A 14,400-nucleotide genomic window follows, 5' to 3' on the forward strand; every position below is an offset into this window, starting at 1 on the left:
ATCCAGAAATTGAATAAGGAAGGTACAGAAAATGTCTAATCCAACTTCTCATGATAACCCAAGCTTTCAGAATATCTTATTAGCAACTGAGGAACTTATTCTGGAAAAAGGCTGCAGGAATACGACACTCAAAGACATTATTGAAAGAACAGGGCTTTCTAAAGGGGCCATTTATCATTACGTTGCTAGCAAAGATGAATTGTTTGGGCTTATTTTAAAAACCAAAATAGAACAAGTGAATGAAAAATTTAATCAGTTGATCAGCCATTCGATGGGGGCTGCCCCTGATGCTGGACGGTTTGGGATGGCCACTCAATTTTTCCATAGTAGACAAAATCCAAATGATGTAGGGAATCTAATATTTGTTTATCTGTTAAGCCAGGATAATGAAAAGGTTAAAAGTATTTTAAAAAGTGTATACCAATATAGTAAGGCAACTGGTGTTCAATGGATTGAGCTGGGGCAACAAAATGGTGTGATCCCCCCAACTATCGATGCTGAGAAAATGGCCACCTTATTTATGACTTTTTCATATGGCCTTAGGGTAACGCAAATCCTTTCCTCTTCAGAAGAGGAACAAGTAGCAACAAGTGATATTTTTAAAATACTCATTCAGACATTGTCATAGAAAAAATGAAGTATGTTGGGCAAATCCATAAAGGGATTCTCCCAACACTTTAACATACCGACTGTCGGTTTATTTCTTTGAAACTAGAGGTGACGGGCATGGAATTCGTATCAATTGGATTACAAGAATTATCCGAAGTAAAGCAATTTTACGCTGCAATCACTTCTGATTTAAGAAAAAAGGGTATCGATCAATGGGACCGTTTTTATCCGAACCGTTTTGTTATGAAAAATGATTTAAAAAATGGAACCCTTTTTGGAGTCAAAGAGGAAAATCACCTTATTGGTGCCATTGTTCTCGATACAAACCAAAGTAAACAGTATTTGAAACTTCATTGGGAGGATCAAACAGGCAGGCCATTAATCATTCATCGATTAGCTGTCCATCCCTTCCATCAAGGTAAGGGTATAGGAAAAAAACTACTAAACTTTGCTGAAGAATATGCCTTGGAAAAGGGCCATACCAGCATTCGTATGGATGTGTACTCCCAAAACCCGGCTGCCATTGGGATGTATGAAAGAGCTGGTTATCAAATAAAAGGGCCTGTCAGGTTTCCATTAAGAAAAGTGCCGTACTTATGTTTTGAAAAAATCATTCAAATATAGATTAATAGGAGGATCTGTTTGTGAAAAAAAGCAAAAAGTTAAATCTGGCTGTAATCGGACTTTATTTTACTGTTCTACTATTCAGCGCTTATATAATCGTGATGTTTTTTATAATTGGGACCGAAAACGCACCAATGGTGAAAGGAAAGATGGAAGACGCAAACTTTAATTTGCCCGTTTGGGAAGCCTTTTTCTATCCTCATATTATTCTCGGTACGATTGCACTGGCAATCGGTCCGTTTCAATTAACGAAAATGAGCCGTAAAAACCCAAAGCTACATCGGTATTTAGGGAAAATTTATGGGTTTACCATTTTTATTAATGTATTATTGGTTCCATACATTTCTCTCTTTTCTACAGGTGGCCGGTCAACTATGATTGCCTTCCTCGTGTTGAATGCCTTTTGGCTTGGAACAACAGCTATGGGCGTCCTTCGAGGATTCCAAAAAAGAATACCCTCACATAAAACGTGGATTCTCAGAAGTTATGCCATCACATGGGTTTTTGTTTCCTTTCGAATTATTGTCATCCCCTTCTCCATTTTTTGGGATGCATCCATCAGTTTTCCGATAGCCGTTTACCTTGCTATTGCTTTAAATCTTCTTTTTGTTGAATGGAAAAGACCAAGTAACTCTAAAAGAATCTTTAAAGATACCATAATTTAGGCTTAACTAAGTGACATAATAATTAATGGTATTTATATCCAAAGCCAAGTAAAATAAATGTGTAGTATTTATTTTTGTTAGGGGGCGGATTCATATGATTATTGTAACAACCGAAAATATTGCTAATCATAAAGTCACAGAAGTATTAGGTCCAGTATTTGGATTAACCGTTAGGGCAAGAGGAATTGGGAAAGATATCGTTGCTTCTTTTAAGGGGCTGATCGGCGGAGAAATCAGTCAGTATACAGAAATGCTTGAAGATGCCAGAAAACAAGCAATCGACCGTATGGTGAAAAACGCTACGTCAATGGGGGCAAACGCGATTATTATGATGCGCTTTGACTCTGGTGAAATTGGCCAAAATATGAGTGAAATTGTAGCTTACGGAACAGCTGTTATTGTGGAAAAGGTATAACCAATGAAATGGGTTATTAGCTTTTACGGTATCCAACTGTTAGTTCTGATTATTCTTATCGTCGGATCGTGGCTCATTTGGGACCGCCGCTTCAAAACAAAACATGGTCAACAGGTGCCTAAAGGCTTTGTCCGAACAAATGAGGTATCTATCGATCCAACTACAAGTAAAAGATTAGTAGTCTACTTCAACGCGGAAACCGGAGAGCGTTTTTATAAAGAAGAATAAGAATGACTTAAAAAGGAGCCGTGGCATGTTTGTACCTAGCCAGGCTCCTTTTCATTTGGATTTTGTATTTTAGAAAGGAAGGAAAAGTATGCTGCATTTAAAGATGATTACAAAAGACAATTGGTGGAAGGCGATTTCACTACGCGTTCGGGAGGATCAAGTAAAGTTTGTGGCATCCAATGCGGTATCCCTTGCCCAGTTAAATTTTCTCAAAAATTTCTATGCAAAAGGAATCTATCATGGCGAGGAAATGATTGGCTTCACGCTTTTTGGAATTGACGAAGACGACCATGAGTACTGGATTTATCGCATGATGATTGATCAAAAGCATCAAGGCAAAGGCTATGGTATTAAGGCGATTAAACTCGTGATAGACGATATTCGGAATATAAAAGAGGATCGCCATCAAACCATCACGCTATCTTATGTCCCGACTAATGAACACGCAAAACGCGTATATGAAAAAGCAGGTTTCCAAGAAATTGATGGTTTAATTATCGGAGATGAACAGGTATCCCGATTTATGTTTTAACTTGGAAAAGCTGACAAAGGTATATGTCAGCTTTTTCTTTTTGGGAAGATTCAAGTTTAATAGGAGGAATGCTTGAAGGACAAAAATTTCCGCCAAGACCTCCAATTTTCCCTTCATGCCTGACTTTAATATTTTTCCATACTAGCCTTTTCCAAAACAGCTACATCAATTTTTTTCACCTTAAGTAGGGCCTCAGAAACTCTAATTATGCCTCTTCAAGAACTTTCTGGAAATAAATCAATATGAAAAGATAGCTTGTTTGAGCCAGTGTTAATATAACTAACACCCAATATCCAGATACATAAAGAATGTCCCATTTGTAAAGCATCACGTTTAGTGCTGCACCACACACAATCAATACCATTTTCCACAGATGGCTAGCTTTAGTTACAACCAGTAAGGCGAAAAAAATGGAAGCTACAAAAGCAAACATTGCTGCAAAAGCAATATGCCCTCTTGTCGGTTCGTCAAACCAATTTACCCTGTAGTAGATCACACCAAAAACAGCTGAAAAGTAATATAAAAAAGAAGCTTGAATCGTTATGTTAGCAAAGTAAAGAGTCCCTAAACGTACAATAAACCGATTAGAGTGAAACCGAATGAGATACCAAACCCATTTTCCCAATGCAAATTGAATGGGCAAGCTAAGTGCTGTATAGATTGTTTTCCACCAAAATTGTTTATAAACGTTCAATTCCAAAAATAGTTCTTCAATCCCTATAAAGCATAAGACGATAAATACAATCCAGCCTATGCTTAAATCAAAAACAGCTATAAAAACGGTTGCTAACGGAACAATAAATCCATCTGATACATTAGCTCCAAAAACATTGTCAAAATAGGGATCTTTAAATATTCCCGGTACATACTCATAACTTTTTAGGATGACAAGGATGACAAATTCAAAGTAGTAAATGGAACCAGCCATACACAAATATAAAATAATCAATTTTTTATTTGCTGCTTTTCTCCATGAGAGCACAAAAAGAATAGTACTAATTAATAGTAAAACTAAGTAAACAATATAATTGGGCATCGATATAATCCCCAGTTTCAAGGTAGTTTTTATTCTAATTAGTAGTATTTATAAAGTCTTTCTGATTTATTTATAAAATCGGAAATATAATTGTGAAACCAACAAAAAAATATTAAATTTTTCCAACCAAACAAATAATGACAAACTTCGACTAAAACATCTTGTACAATAGTAATCAAAAGTTATAATAATGTAATATAATTGTAATCTTAGGATGCAGTTTAAAGTTGGTGAACATTGAAACAAGTCCACCATTTTGCGGGGGGAATTTTATATGGAAAGTTCATTAAATACGGAAGAAAGTAATATACCACGGAGACAATCATCACAGCGGTTTTCGAACTGGAAGGTTATCACAACCAGCATAATCATTATTTTTGCAGTCATATTGGGTGCAATCAGCTATTATCAGGCAACCCACTTTAATGCCCAGATTAAGATAAATGGTATAAAAGTTAAGGGTCTAACCGCTGATCAAGCTCTGAAAAAATTAAAAACAACTGATTTAAAAAACATTGTTTATGTCGGTGATCAACAAATCTTAGATGGAAAAGATACGAAGATGGTATTTTCAGATAAAGATTTGCCTGCTGTAAAAAAACTATTAAGCAACCAACGGACATTTTTTCCATCATCAAAAGCAAAGAACTTTTCAATACAGCCTGACCAAACGGATCAGTATCGAAGCCATACGCTGAAAAACCAAGTGGAAGAAAAGTTGGTCTCCCTTAATAAGAAATTAAAAGTGCCTAAAGATGCAGCGGTTACTTTAGAACAAGGTAAAATTGTCGTCTCTAAAAGCATTAGCGGAGAACAATATGATGTGGCTAATCTATTAAAAGACTATGAGAATCATAAATATACAAGTGAAATCCGTCTGAATTCTGCTTTCATACAACCAATAATGGAAGACAGTGAAATTGTAAAAAATGAAGAGAAAAAGCTGCAGGAACTCCTTCAGCAAACTGTAGATTATAAGGTACAGGATAAAGTTTATTCACTAAATGCCAGCGAACTAATTAAAAATGCCTCAGTGTCAAAAGACATGAAGGTAACGATTGACGCGGGTGATATTAAGAATAAGATTGCTGAAATTAATCATACTCAATCCACTTTAAATAAAAATTTCAATTTTAAAACCCATTCAGGTTCAGTTGTTCCAGTAAAAGGACAAGGGTACGGCTGGGCATTAGATGTGGAAAAAGAAACCGCACAGATTCAGGCAGCGTTTGAAAATAGAGAGAAATCCATTGCTGCTTCTAATATTATCGGGCATGGCTGGAAAAATGAAGGATACGGCTATGAAACGACTATGAACAGTGGTATTGGCGATACATATGCTGAAGTGTCTATTGCTGAACAGCGGATTTGGATTTACAAAAAAGGTAAATTAGTAGTCACAACAAATGTAGTTACCGGCAAACACAACACCGGTAATGATACATCAAAAGGCGTGTGGTATGTCCTCTATAAACGATCACCTTCCACACTAACAGGCAGAGAGCTGGGTGGAGATGAAAGTTATTCTGTAAAAGTTAATTATTGGGCTCCTTTTACAAACGACGGACAAGGGTTCCACGATGCCAGCTGGCGATCAAATTGGTCAAGCAGTGCCTATCTAAATGCAGGATCGCATGGCTGCGTCAATACACCGCCAAATGTCATGAAAATCGTGTATGAAAACCTCAGTACCTACGAGCCGGTAGTTATCTATTAAGAAATCTCAATCAAAAAAATCAGGAAATCGTTATTGATTTCCTGATTTTTTTGTTCTTTTGTAATAACCCATTAAGAACCTTCAATCTATAGCTAGATTAAGGATTCTATGTTTTATTTTGAATGATACATCTAAAGAATTAACTATGAACCATTTCTTTCACACTCAGACCCAACGTCTGCGCTGTGGATGTATCAATTTTTTTGAACATCTCTGGATTGTCCATTAGTGACATGCCATAAGAAGGGATCATTTCTACTATTTTCGATTCCCACTGTTCAAAATGTTGTGGGAAGCATTTTTCTAATACCTCAAGCATTACGTGAACGGCAGTAGATGCACCCGGAGAAGCTCCGAGCAACGCAGCAACCGAGCCATCAGCGGCACTAATAACTTCCGTACCAAATTGAAGTGTTCCTTTACCAGCCTCAGTATCCTTGATTACCTGCACACGTTGGCCCGCCACCACAATATCCCAATCCTCCATTTTGGCATTCGGAATAAATTCACGTAATTCTTCCATACGCTTTTCATTCGATAACAAAACTTGCTGGATCAGATATTTTGTCAGAGACATCTCTTTTGCACCTGCTGCTAGCATTGTGAGAAGATTATCTGGTTTTACAGAACCTAACAAATCCAAGTTCGAACCAGTTTTTAAGAACTTTGGTGAGAAACCGGCAAACGGTCCAAACAGTAATGATTTTTTGTTATCGATAAATCTTGTATCAAGATGTGGCACGGACATTGGAGGAGCGCCAACCTTGGCTTTACCGTATACTTTTGCATGATGTTGCTCCACAACTTCCGGATTGTTACATACCATAAATAGTCCGCTTACCGGGAACCCTCCGATATGCTTTGACTCAGGAATACCGGTTTTTTGTAATAGAGGCAGACTTCCACCCCCACCTCCGATAAAGATGAATTTGGCTGTATGGCGTTCGATGTTACCGGTAGCCATATTCCACACTTTCAATTCCCATAAGCCGTCACTAGTCCGTTTAATATCGTCCACTTGATGATTGTATTTGATTTCAACGTTTTGAGTCTTTAAGTGGTCAAACAACATGCGTGTTAACGCACCAAAGTTAACGTCTGTTCCAGAGTCGATTTTTGTAGCCGCTATTGGTTCATTCGATGTACGGCCTTCCATGATCAGCGGAATCCATTCTTTCAGTTTTTCAGGGTCATCGGAAAATTCCATCCCTTGAAACAGAGGATTGTTTGATAGCGCTTTAAATCTTTTCTTCAAAAACGATACATTTTGTTCCCCTAGTACTAAACTCATATGAGGAATTGGCATGATAAAATCCTGTGGATCACGAATGAGATCTTTGTTTACAAGATAAGACCAAAACTGTCTAGAAAGCTGAAACTGTTCATTAATATTTATTGCTTTGCTAATATCTATAGATCCGTCCGGTTTTTCGGAAGTATAGTTAAGCTCACACAGTGCAGCATGACCCGTCCCCGCATTATTCCATTCGTTTGAGCTTTCTTCTCCAGCATTTTCAAGTTTCTCGAACACTTTGATTTCCCATTCAGGTGCTAACTCTTTCAGTAATGAACCCAAAGTTGCGCTCATGACCCCGGCACCAATTAAGATAACGTCTGCTGTTTTCTGTACGTTGCTCATGACAACCATCCTTACTCCGTATATTTGCAAAAAAAGTAGTCGCTCTAGCTTAGATATCATAAAAATAAGGGCGCCATCTAAGAACACACCTTATCTGACTCATTAATAAACACTCATTAGTCTATTATAATTATTTATAGATTCAATTATCTACTATTATCTAATAATTATAAACTATTTAAACTTAGTAAAAAAGTGAGAAATCATCCCACAGTATCCTAAGTACACCCAAAAACCGCTTTTTCTCCCAAATAATTCAAGCATTTATTTTAAATACAAGGGTTCCTTCGTAAAATTGTTTTATGGTATGATGAGTAAATTGTTTACCTATCCTATTACATTTTCATTCATCAAGAAAAGAGGTATTTATGCAAGTCACAGCATTATCTAAGCAACATTGGTTTCTTATTTTCACACTTACCTTATTAACATTTGTTCTCGGGACAAGCGAGTTTGTGATCGTTGGGATCTTAACGGATATTTCCTCGAACCTTCATATAACAAATGCAAAGGCAGGCACACTTGTTTCTGCGTTTGCCATAACGTTTGCCATTGCTACTCCCATCGTGATGTCAGCAACAAGCCATTTTCCAAAGCGGAAATGGATGTTGTTTTTAATCGGAACATTTATTGTCTTAAATGCTTTGAGCATCATTTCGACAAGTTACCTTATGCTCCTTTCCATTCGGATGGTGACAGCGATTGTAACAGGGGTATTAATCTCACTTGCCATGATTGTTGCCAGTGAAACCATCCCAGTTGCCAAACGGGGCATTGCAATCTCCTTCGTTTTCGGTGGGTTTACACTAGCAAATGTGGTTGGAGTTCCAATTGGTACGGTCATAGCTGAATGGTACACCTGGCATGCCACTTTTATATTAACAACCGTTCTCGGTGGGGTGGCATTTGTGGCCTCCTTCTTCAACTTACCAAGTAAACTCAGCCAATACCGTAGTTCGATGCGGGATCAATTCTCTTTGTTGACACACCCACGAATCTTAATGGCTTTCTTTATCCCATCTCTTGGGTTCGGAGGAACGTACGCGGTATTTACGTATCTTGTACCGATTTTAAAGCAGATGGATGCACCAAGTAGTTCCATCAGTTTGATCTTGTTTGGTTACGGATTTATTTCTATTTTTAGCAACATCCTTGCTGGTAAAATTGCCAGCCATAATCCGATCGGACGCCTGCGGTTTGTTTTCCTCGTACAAGCATTTGTCCTGATTGCTCTATACTGGACGACCGATAACTTTATCTTTGGTTTGGTAAACATCGGCTTGATGTCATTAATGGCCATTCTTTTAACCACATCTACGCAGCTTTATTTAATCGACCTTGCAGGTATTTATCAACCAAAAGCAACAGGACTTGCTGCTTCATTGATGCCTGTCGCAAGCAATGTTGGTATTGCTTTGGGTTCGGCATTAGGCGGAATTGTCTACCATGAAGGCACTTTAATCAATGTGACACTTGTCGGTGGATTGGTAGCGATCTGTGCGAGTTTGCTCACTTTCTTCAGCCATCGCTTGGACCAACAAGAGAAGAAACTTGCTTAAGGAGCTTGATGCAAAAAACAGCGGTGCCCTTTAAATAAACCGTTCCGTTGTGGGGTGTCAGTTTAAACGTCATTTCAATCAATAGTAATTAAATATGCATTTATTAAAAAGATCAGTTTTAGTGAACAAGTTGTAATTTAATTTTTTAATGTAAGAGCATTTCTTTGTAATGAGAAATGCTTTTTATTTTTGCAAAAGAATATTTCAATAACAATAATAATACAATTAAATACAATATAAATTTATTGTAAAACGATAAACTATGTGTTAAATTCGTATTATCATGAAATAAGTGAGGTGTTTTAAATGAATGTTAAAAGAGGTTCTACCATTTTCTTAAAGGTCATTATTTTCCTTGTTGGAATTGCAATGCTTTCCGTGTGTATATATTTTTTGCCTGAAGCAGCCAGAAGAGATGCGATAGAGCGCCCAGGTGATTATTCGCTATATCCACTTTTGGTCTGTGCATATGGAATATGTATTGCGTTTTCTGTGGCGTTGTATCAAATATTTAAACTTTTAACCTATATCGAGAAGAATAATGCTTTCTCTGAGTTATCTCTTCAAACTTTAAAGATAATTAAAAAATGCACTTTTACTGTCATTTCCTTCATTTTTTTAGCAATAGTTTATTTAAGGGTTCGTGTTCATTTCACAGGTGATGATGCAGCAGGTCCAATATCTCTAGGTCTAATGGGCATCTTGGCAACAAGTATTATCGCAGCCATTGTGGACGTACTTCAAAAACCTATAAAGAATGTCTTGGATTCACAGCCAAAAAACAATTAACATTTTGAAATATACGAGAGGTGTTTTTTATGAAGATTGCAACCACATTATTTTTGAAGATAGCTGTTATTCTCATTGGAATTCCTGTTCTCGCTTTGTGCATATTTCTGGTTCCTGAACTGGCAGATGCGGTAGCAAAATTCTTAGGGGTTCATTCCATAAAATATATCATTTTCATCCTTTTATACGGAGGGTCATTACCTTTTTACATTGCCTTGTATCAAGCTTTTAAACTGTTAAGTTATATAGACAAGAACATTGCTTTCTCTGAATTGTCTGTTCGAACTTTAATGAGGATCAAATACTGCGCTATTTCCATCTGCGGTTTGCATGTCTTAGGCTTGCCGCTCTATTATCTCGTGGCAGATAAAGACGATGCCCCGGGTCTCATATTTGTTGGAATGGTCATCCCTTTTGCTTCGTTGGTTATCGCAGTTTTTGCTGCTGTTCTCCAAAGGCTTTTGCAAGAAGCGATTAACATAAAATCAGAAAATGATTTGACGGTCTGAGGTGGAGGATATGGCAATTATTATTAATATTGATGTGATGTTAGCAAAAAGAAAAATGAGCGTAACAGAACTTTCGGAGAAGGTTGGAATAACTATGGCGAATCTTTCCATTCTGAAAAATGGGAAAGCAAAAGCGGTTCGTTTTTCAACATTAGAAGCGATATGTAAGGCTTTGGAATGTCAGCCAGGTGATATTTTGGAGTACAAAAGCGATAAAGACACTCAATAAATAGACAACAAGTTTAATTAATTAACCCATCTAATAGTTAAGATAGTTTCAATGTTAACTGTGACTTAATTAACGTAAAAATGGCGTGCAAAACTGCTGTCAGTTCGCACGCCATTTTTGTTGTCAATTATTTAATATGCACCTCAAAACGGAACCCTTTACCCTTTAAAGCACCGCTTTTTTTCATTAATTAATATTCATTTTAGTAAAAACTACTTCTGTTACTGCATAACCTTCCAAAATTCCCCGGCTACTACTTCATAACCTGGTAAGCTTAGATGGATGTTTTGCGGATTTGGAATATAATCTGCAAAATGACTACCATTTATCGCTTGAACGGTTGGAACAAATGCATCCCCATGTTGAACCGCCTGGGCTTGAATTTGAGCATTAAAACCCTGAACTAATTGATTTACCAGCTCTTTTTGTTGTGGATCAGTTATATATGGGAATGGGTTGTAATAGCCCATAACATATACCTTAACATTGGGATTAAGTTGATCAATGGTTCCTAGAATGGTGCTGATTTTTCCAGCAATGACCGGAATTTCATTTATCGCTGCCAGTGGATCCTCTTGTACCACCGGAAGCAAATCATTGGCCCCAATATCAATAGTAAGATGAGTGGCGCTTTTAATTTCTTGTTGAACAGCGTCCTTCTCTAAATCTGTTATGATATTATCCGTTTTATATCCGGAAACACCTAGGTTTACAAATTTGAGCAGTTGATACGATTTTGTAAAATCCTTGGCAATGTAATTTGGATAACCCCAGTCTGGGTCTACTCCATTTACCACAGGTCTGTCTTGCCCTTGTGGAGTCATTCCTGCTGCTAACGAATCCCCTAAAGCAACATAATTGATCTGAATCCATGCCCCGTCTGAACCTAGTTTATAACCTTGGATGACCGTATCGGCATCCATTTGCCCCTCTTGATTGAAGTAATACCATTTTCCTTCAATTTCCTTCCAGCTGGTCACCATCGCTCCACTTTCTGAAAGGTAATATTTTTTTCCTGATACTTCGAGCCAGCCGGTTTCCATTACTCCCGAATGATTAAAGTAATACCATTTATTGTTAATTAAAGCCCATCCTGTACGCATTTCACCAGAGGACTGGAGGTAATACCACTCACTGCCTGATAGCAGCCAGCCGGTCTTCATTTCACCGGTAGATTGAAGGTAGTACCATTTATTATTCGTTTGGATCCAGCCGGTTTTCATTGCTCCGGATTGATCAAGGAAATACCAGGCCTTACCATAATATAGCCAGCCAGTCTTCATGGAGCCATCTTTATTTAAGTAGTACCATGTGTTCCCTGTCTTTAACCAGCCAGTTTTCATTACACCTGCTGAATCAAGGTAATACCATTGCCCCTTATAGGGAACCCAGCCAGTAACTTTTCCATTTGTTGTGTAATAATACCATTTTCCATTCGATAATACCCAACCCTGCGGTTGAAATTCATTCCAAACCAAACTTGATATTTTATTAATGGTATCGATTCCATAGGATAGGGATGGATTATTCGCTGTCAGAACAGCAATAACATAATTCTTCCCTTGCCCATTAATGTACCCCACACTATTGACATTTTTTCCAGTAGTGACCCAGCCATTTTTTAACGCTACACTAACCCCTGATGGAATTCCATAGCTTGTCCCCCAGCGTTGGTCTGACACTACGTTCCGCATAAGATTTAGACCATATGCTCTTTGGGAATCCGTTAATAAGGCATTGGGATAGGCAAAATATTTCATTATGGTAAGTTGGTCCGAAACAGTTGTAGTGGTACGACCCCACCAACCGCCAGTACCTGCACTGGTACTTGTCATCCCTACTTTTTGAAAAAAGGGCTGGACATTTGTTTCGCTTCCAAGCTGTCGCCATAGCGTACTTGCCGCACTGTTATCACTATTTTCTATCATTCTAGTTAATAATGAATTTACATTGCTAGTAATAGGGATTTTTTGATACAGTACGTCAGCCATAATTGAAATTTTCACAACACTTTGAGTATAGTAGGTTTTTGACGGATTGTATGTATATGTTTTTCCTGTGTTTGCATCGTAAACGCCAACAGAAACCGTGTTACTTCTAGAAGAAATATAATTGGTTACATCGGATCCTAGTACGGCTGATGCCTTTACAGGAGCTTTTCCATACATTAGCATGGCCATTCCTACCAAGGCACATGCAACTAGTTTCTTATAAGATTTCATCTCAATATCCTTTCCTGCTAATCTATGAATCATATTATATAATACTGCACCTTTATTCATATTAATAGTAATTACTACACTCATACAAATAACCCGTCTCCCAATTTAGAGACAGGTTGTTTTTTTTAACGACGTTTTAATTGTTCAATCCCATGAAGCCAATAAAAGCTAATATCCATAGCATTGGAAGTAAATTAATTATGATTGAAGACCTTTTCTTTTTCACACGGAACACCCAGGCTAAGATGGAACAGATGATCACAGCAATCGGATATAAGGTAATGGCGAGAACAAAAGAGCCATTAGCTATATTGACCCCACTATCGAAGCTCATAAATGACAATCCCCAAATGACAAACCAGGGAATCAAAGAAAGTGCAAATAGGATTTGGCTAATAATTAGATATAGTTTCATATAATCCTCCTCTAGTAATCTAACTCGTTAAAATGTTAACAGAATATTCATATTCCTTAAATCGTATCTCGATAATTTTTTGTAAAATTAGCATTAAGAATTATGAAAGGAAGTGTCATATGATACTAAAAAACCTATATGAATCGGATGAATTATTGGCTATGCGGTACTTAAATACGCGAATGGAGTTAACTGATCAAGAAAAATTCCAATATCTAAACCTTGAAAAAGGTTTTGAAGGGGAAAAGAAGTTTGACCAAATGGCAGAACTCCTTAAAGAAGAAAAATATATTATCAATAGCTTGCTTCTTAAAGTAAGTAACTCCCATTTTCAACTTGATAAATTGATTATTTCACAAGGGGGTATCCATCTATTAGATATTAAAAATTTTCAAGGGGATTTTTACATAAAAGATCATAAATTTATTGCAGTAAAAACTGATCGAGAATGGAAGAATCCTTTCGACCAATTAAAAAGGAGTTCGCTTCTTTTCCGCCAACTGCTACAAAACCTCAAGCTAAACTACCTTGTTGAGCCTCTCGTTATCTTCATCAACCCTGAATTCACCTTATACCAAGCACCCATGGACCTGCCTGCTATCTTTCCAACCCAAGTGGATAAATTCTTGAAAACTATAGATAACACACCGTCAAAGTTGAATGATGGGCACAAGAAATTAGCCCAGCAATTACTCTCGTTACACCAAACTAAGAATCCACATACTGTTCTACCTGAGTATACCTATGAACAGCAGCAAAAAGGGATGTATTGTTGTTTTTGTCATTCCTTTCAGCTTTCTAAATCGTACAATGAACTTGTATGCGGAAAGTGTGGGGGACGTGAAAAGATTGAACTAGCTATTTTGAGGAATGTAAAGGAGTTTCAGCTGTTATTTCCAGAACGAAAGGTTACTACCCAAAGCATCTATGAGTGGTGCAACGGAAAATTAAGTAGACGGACTTTTAGTAGAGTTTTGAAGAAGCACCTAACGGTTGTTGGAAGTACAAGCGATACCTATTATAAATAAATGATCTACTAGAATGATGACATTTATTTAATAGTACTTATTAAGGTTTTCTGGTCCTTCCTTGACTGAAGTTATTTGGTTTTTTAACAAGGTATTGGTTTTTTCCTGATTAAGTCCATATAATTGTGTAAAAAGAAAATGAGTCAAATTAATTCCTCATGGCTACAATGTTATCAGCGACGAA

General features: G+C 37.2%; 16 protein-coding genes. 12 read left to right on the top strand and 4 right to left on the bottom strand.

Annotated features, from left to right (window positions below):
• Positions 1-31 precede the first annotated feature (31 nt).
• The 6 genes from AC3A54_RS20275 (at position 32) to AC3A54_RS20300 (ending at position 3,073) form a co-directional block, all read left to right on the top strand.
• On the top strand, positions 32-628 hold the full coding sequence (locus AC3A54_RS20275) for a TetR/AcrR family transcriptional regulator (RefSeq protein WP_487655945.1): 597 nt from the start codon (positions 32-34) through the stop codon (positions 626-628).
• Between the two features lie 98 nt (positions 629-726).
• Positions 727-1,233 carry a GNAT family N-acetyltransferase gene (locus tag AC3A54_RS20280; protein ID WP_487655946.1) on the top strand — a complete coding sequence of 169 codons (507 nt, stop codon included), beginning with the start codon at positions 727-729 and terminating at the stop codon, positions 1,231-1,233.
• A 20-nt stretch (positions 1,234-1,253) separates the two neighbouring features.
• Entirely contained in the window at positions 1,254-1,898 is a 645-nt protein-coding gene (locus AC3A54_RS20285) for a DUF2306 domain-containing protein (protein WP_487655947.1), read from the top strand.
• Between the two features lie 94 nt (positions 1,899-1,992).
• Positions 1,993-2,313, top strand: a complete 321-nt coding sequence (locus AC3A54_RS20290; protein ID WP_335544234.1) for a YbjQ family protein — start codon at positions 1,993-1,995, stop codon at positions 2,311-2,313.
• A 3-nt stretch (positions 2,314-2,316) separates the two neighbouring features.
• On the top strand, positions 2,317-2,541 hold the full coding sequence (locus tag AC3A54_RS20295) for a hypothetical protein (RefSeq protein WP_335544235.1): 225 nt from the start codon (positions 2,317-2,319) through the stop codon (positions 2,539-2,541).
• An 88-nt stretch (positions 2,542-2,629) separates the two neighbouring features.
• The gene (locus tag AC3A54_RS20300) at positions 2,630-3,073 is read left to right on the top strand and encodes a GNAT family N-acetyltransferase (RefSeq protein WP_487655948.1); all 444 of its coding nucleotides are present in this window, start codon (positions 2,630-2,632) and stop codon (positions 3,071-3,073) included.
• A gap of 205 nt (positions 3,074-3,278) precedes the next feature.
• Here AC3A54_RS20300 and AC3A54_RS20305 read toward each other — a convergent pair whose 3' ends face one another.
• The gene (locus AC3A54_RS20305) at positions 3,279-4,109 is read right to left on the bottom strand and encodes a hypothetical protein (RefSeq protein ID WP_487655949.1); all 831 of its coding nucleotides are present in this window, start codon (positions 4,107-4,109) and stop codon (positions 3,279-3,281) included.
• 274 nt (positions 4,110-4,383) lie between these two features.
• Here AC3A54_RS20305 and AC3A54_RS20310 point away from each other — a divergent pair, with 274 nt between their 5' ends.
• Positions 4,384-5,826, top strand: a complete 1,443-nt coding sequence (locus tag AC3A54_RS20310) for a L,D-transpeptidase family protein (RefSeq protein WP_487655950.1) — start codon at positions 4,384-4,386, stop codon at positions 5,824-5,826.
• A gap of 139 nt (positions 5,827-5,965) precedes the next feature.
• On the opposite strand, the gene AC3A54_RS20315 is transcribed toward AC3A54_RS20310, so the two are convergent.
• Positions 5,966-7,525 (bottom strand): malate:quinone oxidoreductase, encoded by a 1,560-nt coding sequence (locus AC3A54_RS20315; protein ID WP_487655961.1) that lies wholly within the window; start codon positions 7,523-7,525, stop codon positions 5,966-5,968.
• 308 nt (positions 7,526-7,833) lie between these two features.
• Between AC3A54_RS20315 and AC3A54_RS20320 the strand changes: the two genes are divergently transcribed.
• From AC3A54_RS20320 to AC3A54_RS20335, 4 genes are all read left to right on the top strand, one after another.
• Complete coding sequence (locus tag AC3A54_RS20320; protein ID WP_487655951.1) at positions 7,834-9,024, top strand: MFS transporter; 1,191 nt, start codon at positions 7,834-7,836, stop codon at positions 9,022-9,024.
• A gap of 306 nt (positions 9,025-9,330) precedes the next feature.
• Positions 9,331-9,813 carry a DUF2975 domain-containing protein gene (locus AC3A54_RS20325; RefSeq protein ID WP_487655952.1) on the top strand — a complete coding sequence of 161 codons (483 nt, stop codon included), beginning with the start codon at positions 9,331-9,333 and terminating at the stop codon, positions 9,811-9,813.
• Between the two features lie 29 nt (positions 9,814-9,842).
• Positions 9,843-10,322 carry a DUF2975 domain-containing protein gene (locus AC3A54_RS20330; RefSeq protein WP_335548806.1) on the top strand — a complete coding sequence of 160 codons (480 nt, stop codon included), beginning with the start codon at positions 9,843-9,845 and terminating at the stop codon, positions 10,320-10,322.
• Between the two features lie 10 nt (positions 10,323-10,332).
• Positions 10,333-10,551, top strand: a complete 219-nt coding sequence (locus tag AC3A54_RS20335; RefSeq protein WP_487655953.1) for a helix-turn-helix domain-containing protein — start codon at positions 10,333-10,335, stop codon at positions 10,549-10,551.
• 221 nt (positions 10,552-10,772) lie between these two features.
• Here AC3A54_RS20335 and AC3A54_RS20340 read toward each other — a convergent pair whose 3' ends face one another.
• Both AC3A54_RS20340 and AC3A54_RS20345 read right to left on the bottom strand, forming a co-directional pair.
• Entirely contained in the window at positions 10,773-12,857 is a 2,085-nt protein-coding gene (locus tag AC3A54_RS20340; protein WP_487655954.1) for an SGNH/GDSL hydrolase family protein, read from the bottom strand.
• A 52-nt stretch (positions 12,858-12,909) separates the two neighbouring features.
• The gene (locus tag AC3A54_RS20345; protein WP_487655955.1) at positions 12,910-13,188 is read right to left on the bottom strand and encodes a hypothetical protein; all 279 of its coding nucleotides are present in this window, start codon (positions 13,186-13,188) and stop codon (positions 12,910-12,912) included.
• Positions 13,189-13,307: 119 nt separating this feature from the next.
• Between AC3A54_RS20345 and AC3A54_RS20350 the strand changes: the two genes are divergently transcribed.
• Positions 13,308-14,216, top strand: coding sequence for a nuclease-related domain-containing protein (locus AC3A54_RS20350; protein WP_487655956.1), 909 nt, complete (start codon positions 13,308-13,310; stop codon positions 14,214-14,216).
• Positions 14,217-14,400 lie beyond the last annotated feature (184 nt).

Source organism: Neobacillus sp. Soil_C_43, assembly GCF_057656715.1.

Coding starts and splice junctions, on each gene's coding strand:
- AC3A54_RS20290 (WP_335544234.1), top strand. CDS start 1,993: ATGATTATTGTAACAACCGAAAATATTGCTAATCATAAAGTCACAGAA.
- AC3A54_RS20335 (WP_487655953.1), top strand. CDS start 10,333: ATGGCAATTATTATTAATATTGATGTGATGTTAGCAAAAAGAAAAATG.
- AC3A54_RS20340 (WP_487655954.1), bottom strand. CDS start 12,857: ATGAGTGTAGTAATTACTATTAATATGAATAAAGGTGCAGTATTATAT.
- AC3A54_RS20275 (WP_487655945.1), top strand. CDS start 32: ATGTCTAATCCAACTTCTCATGATAACCCAAGCTTTCAGAATATCTTA.
- AC3A54_RS20280 (WP_487655946.1), top strand. CDS start 727: ATGGAATTCGTATCAATTGGATTACAAGAATTATCCGAAGTAAAGCAA.
- AC3A54_RS20325 (WP_487655952.1), top strand. CDS start 9,331: ATGAATGTTAAAAGAGGTTCTACCATTTTCTTAAAGGTCATTATTTTC.
- AC3A54_RS20310 (WP_487655950.1), top strand. CDS start 4,384: ATGGAAAGTTCATTAAATACGGAAGAAAGTAATATACCACGGAGACAA.
- AC3A54_RS20330 (WP_335548806.1), top strand. CDS start 9,843: ATGAAGATTGCAACCACATTATTTTTGAAGATAGCTGTTATTCTCATT.
- AC3A54_RS20320 (WP_487655951.1), top strand. CDS start 7,834: ATGCAAGTCACAGCATTATCTAAGCAACATTGGTTTCTTATTTTCACA.
- AC3A54_RS20350 (WP_487655956.1), top strand. CDS start 13,308: ATGATACTAAAAAACCTATATGAATCGGATGAATTATTGGCTATGCGG.
- AC3A54_RS20305 (WP_487655949.1), bottom strand. CDS start 4,109: ATGCCCAATTATATTGTTTACTTAGTTTTACTATTAATTAGTACTATT.
- AC3A54_RS20345 (WP_487655955.1), bottom strand. CDS start 13,188: ATGAAACTATATCTAATTATTAGCCAAATCCTATTTGCACTTTCTTTG.
- AC3A54_RS20295 (WP_335544235.1), top strand. CDS start 2,317: ATGAAATGGGTTATTAGCTTTTACGGTATCCAACTGTTAGTTCTGATT.
- AC3A54_RS20315 (WP_487655961.1), bottom strand. CDS start 7,525: ATGATATCTAAGCTAGAGCGACTACTTTTTTTGCAAATATACGGAGTA.
- AC3A54_RS20300 (WP_487655948.1), top strand. CDS start 2,630: ATGCTGCATTTAAAGATGATTACAAAAGACAATTGGTGGAAGGCGATT.